The organism is Acinetobacter sp. FDAARGOS_558 (assembly GCF_003937785.1).
In the GTDB taxonomy this organism is placed as follows: domain Bacteria; phylum Pseudomonadota; class Gammaproteobacteria; order Pseudomonadales; family Moraxellaceae; genus Acinetobacter; species Acinetobacter baumannii.
Genome location: NZ_RKJH01000001.1, coordinates 3,959,045 through 3,973,144 on the forward strand (window position 1 = coordinate 3,959,045; position 14,100 = coordinate 3,973,144).

Sequence of the window (14,100 nt, forward strand, 5' to 3'; positions counted from 1 at the left end):
TTACATGCGGAACACGCCAAATTTGGTTGGCTGGATTGGAGCGTTCATGGCAGCTGCAAGACTTAAACCAAGTACATGACGAGTTTGAGCTGGATCAATTACACCGTCGTCCCAAAGGCAGGCAGAAGCATAGTATGGATGGCCTTGGCGCTCGTATTGTTCACGAATTGGTTGTTTAAATTCGTCTTCTTCTTGCGCTGACCACTCGGCACCTTTTTGCTCAATTTGATCACGTTTTAAAGTTGAGAGTACGCTTGCTGCTTGTTCGCCGCCCATGACTGAAATACGTGAGTTCGGCCAAGTCCATAAAAAGCGTGGTGAATAAGCACGGCCGCACATACCGTAGTTACCTGCGCCAAACGAACCACCAATAATCAGGGTAAGTTTTGGTACATTTGCGGTTGCAACTGCCATCACCAGTTTAGCGCCGTTTTTTGCAATCCCTTCATTTTCATACTGGCGACCAACCATAAAGCCGGTGATGTTTTGTATAAATAACAATGGAATATTGCGCTGTGTGCACAGTTCAATAAAGTGAGCACCTTTTTGAGCAGACTCGGAAAATAAAATTCCGTTATTGGCAATAATACCGACTGGCATGCCGTAGAGAGAAGCGAAACCCGTTACAAGTGTTGAGCCAAAGCGGGCTTTAAACTCGTCAAAACGAGAGCCGTCTACAATACGTGCAATGACTTCACGCACATCGAAAGGTTTACGCGCATCACTTGGCACCACGCCATAGAGTTCTGAGGCATCAAATAAGGGTTCATCAACTTGCTTATTTAACTCATTTGGCTTTTTATTTAAGTTCGCAACAATGTTTCGTGCAATCGCAATGGCATGTTCATCATTTTCAGCTAAGTGGTCAGCTACACCTGAAAGACGTGTGTGTACATCGCCACCGCCTAAATCTTCACTGCTTACCACTTCGCCAGTTGCAGCTTTTACCAGAGGAGGGCCACCTAAGAAAATCGTACCTTGATTACGTACAATAATGGTTTCATCAGACATGGCTGGTACATAAGCACCACCTGCGGTACAGCTACCCATTACCACGGCAATTTGAGCAATACCTAGGCTCGACATGCGTGCCTGATTATAGAAAATACGCCCAAAGTGATCACGGTCTGGGAAAACTTCATCTTGCATTGGTAAATAGGCACCGCCTGAATCTACTAAATAAATACAAGGCAAGTGATTTTGTTCAGCAATTTCTTGTGCGCGTAAATGCTTTTTAACCGTAAGTGGGTAATACGTTCCACCTTTAACCGTTGCATCGTTTGCAACGATCATGCAAGTGATGCCGTTGACCTGACCAATACCCGCAATCACACCCGCAGCAGGAACATCATCTTCATAAACGTTGTACGCTGCCAGTTGACCAATTTCTAAAAATGCCGTGCCGACATCAATCAGTTGATCAATACGTTCACGGGGTAAAAGCTTACCTCGAGCCAAATGTTTTTGACGGGCATTTTCACCACCGCCTAAAGCAATACGCTGGGCAACTTGTTTGAGATCTGTGACCAATGTTTGCATGGCTTGCTGGTTTGTTTTGAAGTCTTCACTTCGAACATTAATCTTGCTTTGTAATTGGTTCATAAGATGCGTCCTTATTTATAATTATTATTTGGTTTCATTGAAGAGTTCGCGGCCAATCAACATACGGCGAATTTCAGAAGTTCCCGCACCAATTTCATAAAGTTTTGCATCACGCCATAAACGGCCAGCAGGGAATTCATTGATATAACCGTTGCCACCTAAAGTTTGAATTGCTTCACCCGCCATCCATGTTGCTTTTTCGGCAGCATATAAAATGGCACTTGCAGCATCTTTACGTAGGCTGCGGTCATGGTCAGCTTTGTCACAGGCAGCACCAACCGCATAAACGAGAGCTTTACATGCCAACCAAGTTGAATACATATCGGCAAGTTTGCCTTGCATAAGCTGGAATTCACCTAAAGCCTGACCAAACTGTTCACGTTGATGTAAGTATGGGATTACCACATCTAAACAAGCATCCATAATGCCTAAAGGTCCGGCACTTAAAACTGCTCGTTCATAGTCCAAACCACTCATGAGTACTTTAACCCCGTTACCCACACCACCAAGTACGTTTTCAGCAGGGACTTCTACATTGTCAAAGAATAGGGGGTAAGTGTTAGAGCCGCGCATACCGAGTTTGTCTAAGTGGTTGCCGTGACTAAAGCCTTTCATGTCTTTTTCAATCAAGAATGCGGTCATGCCTTTCGGGCCAGCTTGTGGATCAGTTTTAGCGTAAACGACCAGTACATCTGCATCACCGCCGTTAGTAATCCACATTTTTGAACCGTTTAAAACAAAGTGATCACCTTTTTGCTCTGCGCGTAATTTCATGCTGACGACATCGGAACCGGCATTTGGCTCAGACATGGCAAGGGCACCCACATATTCACCGGAAATCAGTTTTGGTAAATACTTTTGTTTTTGCTGCTCATTACCGTTACGGTTAATCTGGTTTACACATAAATTAGAATGAGCACCATAAGAAAGACCAATGGCTGCCGAAGCACGGGAAATTTCTTGCATGGCAATAATATGAGCTAAATAACCCATATTGGCACCGCCATATTCTTCAGAAACCGTCATACCTAAAAGGCCCATATCTCCGAATTTTTTCCAGAGATGTGCAGGGAATTTGTTGTCTTGATCAACTTGTTGGGCAATTGGTGCAATTTCCTTTGCACAAAATGCGGCTACCGAATCTTGAAGCGCAATTAAAGTTTCATCTAGACCGAAATTCAAGCTGCGTAGGTTCATGATATTTTCATCCTATTGGTTATATTTGTTGTCCATAAAATATTTTGTGGGTATTTGATAATTACCATACAATGATTTTTTGAAAAAGTGAATACAGATTCATAAAATGATTTACAATTCATTTTATTTGTTAGAGAATAAATTATGAGCTATAAACGATCATCTTTAATGCAAGAGCGGATGGAACAAAATCGAAAATCGATTTTGAGTTCAGCCAGAAAAATAATTTCAGAGGGAGGGTTCAAAGACGCACAAATACAAACAATTGCAGAGCAAGCGGGTGTATCTAGTGGACTGGTTTATCGCTACTTCGATAATAAAAGCCAAGTGCTAATAGAAGTTTTGTCTGATGCCATTAATACAGAACTATTGGTGATTGAATCGATTACCGAAAGTGACTTATCGGCAAAGCAGAAATTACACAAGGCGGTGGCAACTTTTGTAAAACGGGCACTGAATAGTCCTCAGCTTGCGTATTCACTCATGTTTGAACCTGTCGATTCCACGGTTGAACATGAACGTTTTCGTGTGAAGCAATTGATTAAACAAAGTATTAAAAAAATACTTGCGGATGGAAATGCAAGTGGTGAGTTTGTCTTGGATGATTTAAACACAGCAGCACTTTGTGTAGTCGGTGCTATGACTTATGTGGTGGTTGAACCCCTAGACCCAGCTCAAAATACAAAGTTTGATCATGCGCACAAAGACTATTTTTCAAAACAGATTGCTGACTTTTGTGTAGATGCTGTGCAAAAGAAATAGGGCATATAAAGGATAAAACGACACAAAATAAGTAGTTTGGAAAAGTAGTTGCAGTAACAACAATTAGATTAGGTAAGAAGAGAATTACAAAGAATCAAGGAGAATGATTCAATGCAACAAGAACGGTTAAGCTACGCCTCGGGACCAAGTACACAACCCTTATTGGGTATGACCATTGGTGAACAATTTGATCAGGCCTGTCAGCAATATGCTGAAAAGGAAGCGATTGTCAGTTTTCATCAAAACAGACGATTAACCTATAAAGCTTTACAGGATGAAGTAAACGCTTTTGCTTGTAGCCTATTAAAATTGGGATTAAAAAAAGGAGACCGATTAGCGATTTGGTCACCTAACTGTGTGGAATGGACCATTACGCAGTTTGCAGCTTTTAAAGCAGGGATTATTTTAGTCAATCTAAATACAGCTTATAAAAGTCATGAGCTTGAATATGTGTTGAATAAGGTCTCATGCAAAGGATTGATTATTGCTTCTCAATTTAAAACGACGGATTACCAAGAATTACTCACAAAAATTGCCCCTGAGTTAACTACCTGTACAGATAAAGTGCTCAGTTCAGAGCGACTGCCACATTTAAAATTTGTCATTAAAATTGATGACCAACAACATACTGGTATTTATCGTTTTAGTGATTTACTAACTACACCAACTTCTGAACAGCTAGAACAATTAAAACAATTAGCCAGACAGCTCCAGTTTGATGAAACTATTAATATCCAATTTACTTCAGGCACAACAGGTAACCCGAAAGGGACCATGTTAACCCATCATAATATTTTAAATAATGGTTATTTTGTCGGTGAAGGCATTCGTTTAACCCCCCAAGATAAAGTCTGTATTTCTGTGCCATTGTTCCATTGTTTTGGCATGGTGATGGGAAATCTGGCGTGTGTGACACATGGGTCAACTATGGTCTATCCATCTGCTGTATTTAATCCTTTGGAAACTTTAAAAGCGATTCATCAAGAACGTTGTACGGCAGCTTACGGCGTACCAACCATGTTTATTGCAACCTTAGAGCATGAACAGTTTAATGATTTTGATCTGTCGAGCTTAAGAACAGGCATTATGGCAGGTAGTCCTTGTCCACGTGAAATTATGCAACGTGTTATAGACCGAATGCATATGTCTGAAATCACCATTTGTTATGGCATGACCGAAACCTCGCCAGTGAGTGTACAAAGCTCGGTAAATGATTCGATTGATAAACGGGTAAGCACAGTTGGACATGTTCATCCGCATGTTGAAATTAAAATTGTTGATCTAGAAGGGCAAATTGTTCCGCAAGGGACTTTGGGGGAGCTATGCGTCCGTGGTTATTCAGTGATGGCTGGTTATTGGGGTGAAGAGGAAAAGACCCGTGAAGTGATTGATGCGGCTGGCTGGATGCATACGGGTGACATTGCCGAGATGGATCAAGACGGTTTTATTAAAATTAAAGGCCGTATTAAAGATGTCGTGATTCGTGGTGGGGAAAACCTCTTTCCAAAAGAGATTGAAGACTTTTTATATACTCATCCAGATGTAAGCGATGTACAGGTGATTGGCTTGCCAGATGCGAAATATGGTGAAGAACTTTGTGCATGCATTATTCTGCATGAGCATCACCAAGTCGATGAAGACAGCATCCGCCAATTTTGCAAAGAACACATTTCACACAACAAAGTGCCGCGTTATGTCCGATTCTTTAATGAGTTTCCAATGACTGCTTCTGGCAAAGCCCAAAAGTTTAAATTGCAGGAAATTATGCGAGCTGAACTTAATTTAACGGGAAATGTCTTTGACTAAATAAGTCAAATGCAGCAAAGGAAAATCGAAATACGGTTTAAATAGAGGACACGCAAAATGGCGAAAGACTTTAATAGCCCTAAAGTAGTCGAAGGATATGATGCGCATATTCGTAAATTAATTCCGGGCTATGAAGTGATCCACCAACAGGTGGATGCCATTTTGCAGTCGGTGTTGCGACCCGATGCTCATATCTTAATTGTGGGCTGTGGTACGGGTTACGAACTCGAATATTTACTTAAAAGACATCCAAACTGGCAATTTACAGCGGTTGATCCATCTTTAACCATGCTGCAAAAAGCTCAGGAGCAGGTGGAGATTTTAGGTAAATCTGCCCAAGTCACTTTTGTTCACGGTGAAACTTCAGCTTTACCTCTCGAGAATTGCTTTGATGCTGCACTTTCTATTCTCGTGGCTCATTTTATTGCAGATGACATAAAACCAGCCTTCTTTAAGGATATTTATGATCGCTTAAAAGAAAAGGCGCCTTTACTTACCTATGACCTCATGACTTGTGTACATCCACAACAGCTTCAAACATTACGTTATTTGTGTTTGGCTCAAGGGTTAACAGAAGAACAATGTCAAAAAATGTTGGAGCGTATGGCGGAGGACTTTTTTAGTTTAACGACTGAAGGATATATAAAGCTTTTGGAAAAGACAGGCTTTGAAAGCGTACAGCCATATACGCAAATTTTGACTTATCAAGGGTTTATTGCAAAAAAATAATACTATTGGGGAATATAAATAAGGGTTTAAAACCGAATATTCTCAATGTGGAAGAGAATATAAAAAATGGAAAATTAAAAAGTTGCTTTTGCTGCACTAGGGAGGGTGGATCTAAAAAATATAAGGGAACGTCTTTCTTGTGAAAGAAAGGCAAATTTTCAAGGATCTATTTTAGATAGGTACATAACAAAAAGGATGTCGAGACTTTTAAGACTACTTAAAGGTCTAAAGGAAAATTTCATGATGAAAATTTTAAATACAACGGTTCAAAAAAGCTTGTTGGCAGTTTCTGTGACTCTGCTTATGTCTTCTGCTTTTGCAGACCAGGTAAACCCTGAAATAGAGCAACTTCGCCAAGAAATAAAAGAACTACGAGCTATGCTACAAACTAATATGGAGGCTCAAAAATCTTTAGCTCAAAAAAGAGTAGAACAAGCTGCTCCTGTAGTTACTCAAGCTCCACAACCTATACAGCAAACATTAACTAAATCTGGTGCGGAATTTAACTTATACGGTTATATACGAGCAGATGCTTCTTATCAAATTAAGGGTGCATCTACGATGTATAACAATATTAGTGGCGTTCCTCTTGAAAATACGCCAGAAGAATCTGCACAGAAAGACCAGTTGCACAGTACTGTGTATGTGACACGCTTCGGATTGAATTTTAAAACACCTACAGCCGTTGGTGATGTAGGCGGAAAGTTAGAAATGGACTTTTTTGGGGCGGCTACACGTGATCAGTTTCGCATACGTCATGCCTATTTAACTTTTAATAAATGGCTTATTGGTCAAACATGGTCGACATTTATTGCCCCTGAATATTATCCAGAAACGATTGATGCAGGTACATTTGTAGGTAGTGCATTATTAAGATCACCGCTTGTTCGCTATAGCGATAACTTAACGGCAAATACAAGTTTTGCAGTATCAGTTGAAGACCCGAAATATACTGCGGCAACAGATCCAGATAATAAAATGCGTTTACCCGCTTTAGTGGGGCGTTTAAATCATAAATTTGCCAATGGTTCAATGCTTTCAGGCCGTAGTTTTGTTGCAGAAAAAAGAACTAACAATGATAGCGAGTGGGCGTGGGGGGTAGGCTTGGGCGGTAAATATCAAATTACCCCTGATACATTACTTAAAGCCGATTATTACCATGTTAAGGGTGATGGACGTTTCTTGCTATGGAGTAACAGTGGCTATGCAATAGACGATCAAAACAATATGCATAGCAATGAATTTGACACGGTTTCTTTGGGTATCACTCATCAATTTACACCGCAAATTCGCTCGACTTTAGGCTATGGCTATATGAAGGCTAAAGATGATAACCGTTTTGCCGAATTACAGCGTACTAGTACCACCCAAAACAAACAGCTTTGGCAAGGTTGGGTGAATGCACTTTATAACCCGTATAAGCCGATTACTTTGGGTATCGAATATGTTTATGGGGAACGAGAAACATTTGATAATCGTAACGGGATTGATAACCGCTTCAACATGATAGCGAGTTATGATTTTTAAATAAGCAGCCCCATCATGTGAAGATTTCACCTGATGGGGGAATCATTAATTTTTAATAATTTGATCTAAATCTACCAATTCTGCCATATGCTGATTGCCGCGATCATTAGGATGTAAATGATCTCCAGAATCATAAATTGGATTTAATCGATTGGGATGTTTTGGATCTTTTAAGCCTTCATCAAGATCAAGCACACCATCAAAGGTATGACTGGTTCTCATCCAGTGGTTAATGCGCTGACGTAATTGATCTTTGTTGGGTTGATAATAATTATCTAAAGGGGTATTAGGCAAAGCACCAGAGAACGGAAGTAAGGTTGCACCAATCACCTGAATATTATGTTTATGGGCCTCACTTACAACACGTCGATAACCTTCAGTTAAGCCTTCAAAAGAAGGTATTTGCTGTTTAGGTGCAAAAGCTGTACCGGGCCATGAAATGTCATTGATACCGACCAAAACAATTAAAGTTTTAACGCCTGAATATTGAAATATCTCACTGTTTAAACGTTTTAAAACGCTATCACCCATACCATCGGTAAGTAATCGATTTCCTGAAATGCCACTATTAATCACGGCCACACGATGTACAGATAAACGTTTCGCTAAAAAATCGGTCCATCTTGTATTTGCATCTAAGGTTGCAGTCGCCCCATCGGTAATTGAGTCTCCAACAACTGCAACTACATGAGCCTTTTGTTTGGGTTTTACCTCTATTGCAGACAGTAATAACCGTGCCGTCGTTGTTTTGGCATCGGTTGGCGTAGTTAAATTTGTTGTCTGATTTCCACTAATCAGCCAACTGGTTTGTTTGGCATCCCAATGAAATGTTTTAAACGTTGTAGGCTTTTGAATAAAGCTATTCACCACCAATTGAGTATGATCGGGTACAGGCAACTGAATTGGATCACTTATGAGTTGTTTGCCAGGTAAAATTCTTGCTTTAAGTTGACCAGAAAAATAAACGGGATAGGTGCTCTTAGATTTTAGAGTTGCTGTGTTCGCTAAACCAATCGTTGTTTGATCGATATAAAGTGGCTGTTCACCATATTGATTGGTAAAAACGAGCCGAACAGCTTCACCGCCCAAACTAATTTTGCTCATTTGTCTAATAGTCTGATTAGATATTTGCTCTGGAATGAGTGTTGGAAAAACGAAGTCTTTATTCCAGACTTTTTGAGGGCTCGCAGACCAAGTGGTAATCCATTGGCTGTTTTCTGCATCAGCTTGTGCAAAGCTCGTAAATAAAACCAAAGAAAATAGGGTAGCTTGATAAAGTTTCATCTCAAGAACTCTTTAAAACGAATTAAAGGTATGTTGAAACAAATTGATGCCTTGTTATAGCGGGCTAAGCGGAATAAGATTTGTGAATACAATTCATAAATAAATTTTGCTATGTCTTATTTTGATATCAATCGTTCTGGCGAGTTGGCAATTTTTATACGGGTGGTCGAGCTTGGAAGTTTTTCAGCGGTAGCAAGAGCATGTAACATGACGCCGTCTGCCGTAAGCAAGTTAATTTCTCGTTTAGAAAAAAGACTGGGTGTCAGGTTACTCAATCGTTCAACACGTCAGTTTCAGCTTACCAGTGAAGGATGCCAGTTTTATGAGCAAGGCATTCAAATACTCAATGACTTGGACGAACTGGAACAATCGGTTACCGCAAATCATACACCGAAAGGGCGAATTAGAATCCATACCAGTTTTTCATATTGGACACACTTTTTATTGCCATGCATTAGTTTGTTTAACCAACGTTACCCGGAAATTGAATTAGAAGCTCATTTGAGTGATGAAGTAATTAATTTTGTTGAACAAAGAATTGATGTTGCGATTCGAACAGGACCTTTGAAAAGTTCCAATCTGGTGGCCCGATCGCTTGGCAGTACTTATAAACAGTATGTTTGCTCTCCTGTATATATTGAAAAGTACGGTTGTCCTGAGCATCCAGATGAACTACATGAACATCAGCTTTTAGATGTAAGTTATCAACGCCAGAACAAAACCTGGCTATTCAAAAAAGCAACTCAGGAAATCAGCCTAACCCCCTCTAAAGTTTTAAAAGTAAACCATGGCGAAGCAATTTTACAGTTGGCACTGGCAGGTGCTGGCATTGCTCAACTAAATGAATTCCAGATTCGAAATGCGTTACAGCAAAAACAACTCGTCAAAATTCTTGAAGATTGGAATATTCATGCTTCTGAAGAATTTCATGCTGTCTGGATTGGCCATGATAAGTATGTTCCTAATCGCGTACGTACATTCTTGGATTTTTTGGTAGAGCATGCCTCTATAAATTAGTTTAGTGTTTGCTCGCACTCAATTGGCACTGCTGCATTGTTTGATTCATGGTTTCTACAAAGTTCATTTTCGCATCAATATTTTGCAAACTTAATTTTGGTAAACTTTCTACAAATTGGGGTGAATAATGCTGCTCTAAAGAATTATAAATACAATTACACGCTGAAAGGTCATGTCCGGCCCATACACAACGCGTATTAAATTCATTTTTACTCATTGGCCTGCACCCCATCAAATTTAAAACACCTATTGTCAGAAGGCTCACCAAAACAAAACGATAGAGAAAAAACATTCTTGTTACTCTTCATAGGTTGTTGTTATCGTTAAGTGATGTTGATAGAAGTTTTAATCTTTATGTGATTTTGAATAAATAAAACTTCTGCCCCAATCTTGTATATCAAGATGGGTACACAAAAAGATTAAGTAAAAATTTTTCGAACTCTATAGTGTGTAGTTCTTTTAAACAGAGGATGAGAAAGAACTCTAAGAAATGACTGCTTGAGTAAAAGAAGTTGAATGTAAGTAGGTTTAATAAAAGAATTTAAAAAATATAGAATAATAGTCATGAGTGACTCCTTGGTTAAAAGAAGTTATGCCCACTCATTGCTCATTATTATGGTGGCGAAACGAAAGAGGGTTAGCAGACTGATACCTAAGAAACCAGCACACCCAAGGGTGTCCCACTCCCGTTCCTCCATCAAAGGCACGAGGGGCGTCACACCAAAAAACGTGTTTTTAGTGCACTTAGGTAGACGGTCTGCTAAAACCGACTGACAAAATTGGTCAGCGCGAGCATCATAAGCTGAGCATTAGGGTGGGTCAATTGCAAAAATAAAAGATTGATTTATATAACTTGATATAAATATTTCACTGTTTTTATTTAGAAAATAGAAAAATTTAAAAATATAATATGAGTATAAATAATTTAAATATAAGTCACACTATTATTTTTTAATCTTATATATCAAATATTTATTAATTGTTTATTTGTATAGTATATCAATATCTCTAATTAGGTGTGTTGTTTGGCTAAACTATTTAATAATTCGAATTTTATAACATGACCAGAGTCTCCTAAACTTTGCTTGCCAAAAAATAACCAAAATATCAATTGCAAGAAATATAATTTTATTAATCATAATTTTTGGTTTTTACAAAAGCTTGCATAATCTACAAAAGTTAAGAGAACCACTGCGGTAGGCCAACATAAGATAATGTTATTCATAAACCTACATTTTAATATTTATAAAGGTGATTTAAATGGTAAGAATCGTTTGTGCAGTAAGTATGGTGTTGGCAATTGCTATGGGTATGAGTGCTTGCCAAGATCGTAATTCAAAAAATGACGGCATGCATGAAGCAAGTGATCCAGCTACATCTCATGACATGAATAAAAACTCGTAATAGATTAGCTTCTTTCAAAAGCCTACTTTATTAGTAGGCTTTTTTAATCGTTATTTTATATAAAAAATATAATTTAATAATAATGAAATATATAAAAATATAAAATTAATCAAATATTTATTTTGTTTTTACAATTTGGAGAATTTGTTGTTACCGTTTTGTTGCAATCTTAAGTTACCGTTTCAAAAAGTTAATAAAACAAACACAATAGCTTACTTATATTCATCCAAAATTCATTTTAGTAAGAGCGAACTATAAAAGGTAAGGATATGCCCCAATATTTAAAAATAGCTGAGAAAATATATCAAAATGTTAAAGAAAAAAAAGGCTTTACGGATGATCCGATGGAAGATCTTAATAATTTGATGATTGAACTCAGACAAGAAATAAAGGGGACAAAATTAAAGCTTTTATATAATTATATTGATTTTGCCGAAATACTCATTAAACCTTTGCAAGAGTCAAAAATTAAATTGGATTTAAGTCTTATTCCTAAAAGTAAAAATACTCAGGAGTTTGTCCTTTGGCTTGCTGGTTTTATTGAGCGAATTACCACAGGTGGACAAGAAAAATTACCTCCAATTCGAGCTAAAATTACTTTACCCGCCTATGCCTATGAAGAAACTTACCCTTCGCAGAAAAAGCCTGTAAATAATGGGGAAGAAATAATTGAATATTTTAAGAAAAATCAAAGTTAATTTTGATGAAAGGCCTGACCTGATTATCTGAGTCAGGCTTTATTTTTGATAAGACCGCTATGATGAGTAATATTTAAGGTAGTACGTATGTTTGTATATTTTACAGATGGAACTTGCATTAATGATTCTGAGATTTATGGCGTAAAAGCCAAGTATGAGCAAAATAAGTATGTAGTGGAAGTCACTATTAAACCGACACATGTACTCGCTACAACACCGAGTGTACAATTTAAAAAAGAAGTTTTTGATGATCCAAATTTAGCAAATCAATATCTTAGTCATAATTTTAATATGCCACCATTTTTTTAATGCTCATAATGTTACGACAATAAAAAAGCCTATTTCCCAGGGCCAATAGGAAATAAGCTTATAGCTATGGACCTTTTGAGGATGTTACATATCATCCCACGCATCTTTAATCGCTTGTTTAGCGTGTTCCCATTTTAGGCGGGACTCAGCTTTTAGTTCTTCCCATTTTTGCTGCAAGCTGCCTTCCATATCTTCAAACTGAGTTCCTTCTTTAGATTCAGAACGAGCTCGATGACCAAGTTCATAAGCTGCAGAGAAATCACGATCATAATCTAGATCTGGTGTAGTTAATTGCGCTTCTTGATAATAAGGTCGAGTAAGATAGCTTTCGCGCCAGCGAGAGTCAGAATAGTTATGATCGCCAGCTACCAATTGAGCATGATCTGTATTTTGATCTGTCATCAGAATTCCCTCATATTTTATTGAATTTTATGCTTATATTTTGATTTAGGAAGGTGAGGTCACCTTCCTAAATGATCGACCGCATCAAAGAACAACTACAAACGATTAACGTTGTTGGTTGTTATTTGAGTTTTGTTGGCCAGAATCTTTTTGATTAGATCCTTGTTGTTGACCGCGGTTATCATTTTGCTGTTGTTGCTGGTTATTTTGTTGCTGTTGATCGTTTTGCTGTTGGTTACCGTGTTGCTGTTGATTACGGTTGTCATTTTGCTGTTGTTGTTGCTGCTGATTATTGCGTTGATTTGCTTGATTATTAGTAGTGCTCATTTTTAATACCTCATATCAATTATGACGATGTGTTTTATCTGAGAGCTTCAGATAGGGTTATTAAAACATGTAGATTTTAAATGTGTAGGGTAGGGGTGTTACCCTATATTTAACTGTAAACTTAAAATTTATAAATTTTAAATAACTTGCTGATTTTTTAATGTATGTAATTTTAAGTCATAAACATTATTAATATGAACATTTAAAAAATTACATTTCAGCACATAATATTTAAGAAAGATAATAAATATTTCTAAATGTATATTTGTTAACTTTTATATAAAATTAACGCCTTTTGTCTTCTAATATAATAAGTTTTATATCTTGAGTAACATAGTAAATTAACTTTCTTAGTTTTAAAAAGGCAGGCCCCCTTAAAACACGTCTAAAATTATAAAAATTATTTTTATAATATATTGAGTAAAAGAAAGTACCTACAGGTTTTTCTGGTGTTTCAGAGCCACCTTTTTTCAAAAGACCTGTGCAGGCAACATACAGGTCAGCATATAAAAGTTCTTTACCTTTATTAATCATTTCAACAGTCACTTGCATTGATTCTGCAGTATATTTTTCAATAAGCTCTTCTGAAATATGCAAGGTATTTTCCTTTACACGAAGGTCGTAACTCACAAGGCTTCCAATCAGAATATCGCCTGAATAAGGACTTAAAGAGAAACGATAAGCAAGGTAACCCGCAGAGGCGCTTTCAAAAAATGCAATTTTAATTTTTTCCTTTGCTAATAATTCGCAACATTTATTGAACATTTTAATTCTCCCTACAATTGTTTTTAAAATGTTATAAAACTATTTAATTGTTTGCTTTGTTATTTTTTTAATGTTTATAATTTTGATGGTGAAGTTAATGTAAAATTGGATTAAGTTTTGCAAATTTTATATAAAAACAGCAGCTTAAATAATACTAAAAGTTTAAATGTAATTTTGCGTTATTTTATATGTATATGAATTTTTTAGATTTATTGTATTTACCTTGTTTTTTAATAACGCAAAATAACAAACTTAAAACTCGATTATAGTT

Annotated in this window: 15 protein-coding genes; 8 read left to right on the plus strand and 7 right to left on the minus strand. The window is 37.3% G+C overall.

Annotated features, from left to right (window positions below; translation table 11 throughout):
• Positions 1-1,602: a carboxyl transferase domain-containing protein gene (locus EGT34_RS19080; protein WP_031974831.1), complete on the minus strand. Its 1,602-nt coding sequence runs from the start codon at positions 1,600-1,602 to the stop codon at positions 1-3.
• Positions 1,603-1,626: 24 nt separating this feature from the next.
• Positions 1,627-2,799 carry an isovaleryl-CoA dehydrogenase gene (locus EGT34_RS19085; RefSeq protein ID WP_001053637.1) on the minus strand — a complete coding sequence of 391 codons (1,173 nt, stop codon included), beginning with the start codon at positions 2,797-2,799 and terminating at the stop codon, positions 1,627-1,629.
• A gap of 144 nt (positions 2,800-2,943) precedes the next feature.
• On the opposite strand from EGT34_RS19085, the gene EGT34_RS19090 reads away from it, so the two are divergent.
• The 4 genes from EGT34_RS19090 (at position 2,944) to EGT34_RS19105 (ending at position 7,623) form a co-directional block, all read left to right on the plus strand.
• Entirely contained in the window at positions 2,944-3,561 is a 618-nt protein-coding gene (locus EGT34_RS19090; protein ID WP_000120692.1) for a TetR/AcrR family transcriptional regulator, read from the plus strand.
• Between the two features lie 111 nt (positions 3,562-3,672).
• The gene (locus EGT34_RS19095; RefSeq protein WP_001183741.1) at positions 3,673-5,367 is read left to right on the plus strand and encodes an AMP-binding protein; all 1,695 of its coding nucleotides are present in this window, start codon (positions 3,673-3,675) and stop codon (positions 5,365-5,367) included.
• A 57-nt stretch (positions 5,368-5,424) separates the two neighbouring features.
• Complete coding sequence (locus EGT34_RS19100; protein ID WP_001029899.1) at positions 5,425-6,096, plus strand: class I SAM-dependent methyltransferase; 672 nt, start codon at positions 5,425-5,427, stop codon at positions 6,094-6,096.
• A gap of 243 nt (positions 6,097-6,339) precedes the next feature.
• The gene (locus tag EGT34_RS19105) at positions 6,340-7,623 is read left to right on the plus strand and encodes a DcaP family trimeric outer membrane transporter (RefSeq protein ID WP_086241970.1); all 1,284 of its coding nucleotides are present in this window, start codon (positions 6,340-6,342) and stop codon (positions 7,621-7,623) included.
• A 45-nt stretch (positions 7,624-7,668) separates the two neighbouring features.
• On the opposite strand, the gene EGT34_RS19110 is transcribed toward EGT34_RS19105, so the two are convergent.
• A complete protein-coding gene (locus EGT34_RS19110) occupies positions 7,669-8,907 on the minus strand; it encodes an SGNH/GDSL hydrolase family protein (RefSeq protein WP_000781119.1) in 1,239 nt (412 codons plus the stop codon).
• Between the two features lie 111 nt (positions 8,908-9,018).
• On the opposite strand from EGT34_RS19110, the gene EGT34_RS19115 reads away from it, so the two are divergent.
• The gene (locus EGT34_RS19115) at positions 9,019-9,924 is read left to right on the plus strand and encodes a LysR family transcriptional regulator (RefSeq protein WP_000119788.1); all 906 of its coding nucleotides are present in this window, start codon (positions 9,019-9,021) and stop codon (positions 9,922-9,924) included.
• 1 nt (position 9,925) lies between these two features.
• On the opposite strand, the gene EGT34_RS19120 is transcribed toward EGT34_RS19115, so the two are convergent.
• Complete coding sequence (locus EGT34_RS19120) at positions 9,926-10,216, minus strand: hypothetical protein (RefSeq protein ID WP_001984002.1); 291 nt, start codon at positions 10,214-10,216, stop codon at positions 9,926-9,928.
• A gap of 968 nt (positions 10,217-11,184) precedes the next feature.
• Between EGT34_RS19120 and EGT34_RS21070 the strand changes: the two genes are divergently transcribed.
• The 3 genes from EGT34_RS21070 to EGT34_RS19130 all read left to right on the plus strand — a co-directional run bounded on the left by EGT34_RS21070 (position 11,185) and on the right by EGT34_RS19130 (position 12,335).
• Complete coding sequence (locus tag EGT34_RS21070) at positions 11,185-11,328, plus strand: hypothetical protein (RefSeq protein WP_000251687.1); 144 nt, start codon at positions 11,185-11,187, stop codon at positions 11,326-11,328.
• 269 nt (positions 11,329-11,597) lie between these two features.
• Positions 11,598-12,026, plus strand: coding sequence for a hypothetical protein (locus EGT34_RS19125; protein ID WP_001136759.1), 429 nt, complete (start codon positions 11,598-11,600; stop codon positions 12,024-12,026).
• A gap of 87 nt (positions 12,027-12,113) precedes the next feature.
• A complete protein-coding gene (locus tag EGT34_RS19130) occupies positions 12,114-12,335 on the plus strand; it encodes a hypothetical protein (protein WP_000498477.1) in 222 nt (73 codons plus the stop codon).
• 84 nt (positions 12,336-12,419) lie between these two features.
• Here EGT34_RS19130 and surA1 read toward each other — a convergent pair whose 3' ends face one another.
• The 3 genes from surA1 to EGT34_RS19145 form a co-directional block, all read right to left on the minus strand.
• On the minus strand, positions 12,420-12,737 hold the full coding sequence (surA1, locus tag EGT34_RS19135; protein WP_000132045.1) for a surface antigen protein 1: 318 nt from the start codon (positions 12,735-12,737) through the stop codon (positions 12,420-12,422).
• A gap of 105 nt (positions 12,738-12,842) precedes the next feature.
• A complete protein-coding gene (locus EGT34_RS19140) occupies positions 12,843-13,064 on the minus strand; it encodes a hypothetical protein (protein ID WP_000108365.1) in 222 nt (73 codons plus the stop codon).
• A gap of 285 nt (positions 13,065-13,349) precedes the next feature.
• Positions 13,350-13,829, minus strand: coding sequence for a CinA family protein (locus tag EGT34_RS19145; RefSeq protein ID WP_000482092.1), 480 nt, complete (start codon positions 13,827-13,829; stop codon positions 13,350-13,352).
• Between the last annotated feature and the right edge of the window lie 271 nt (positions 13,830-14,100).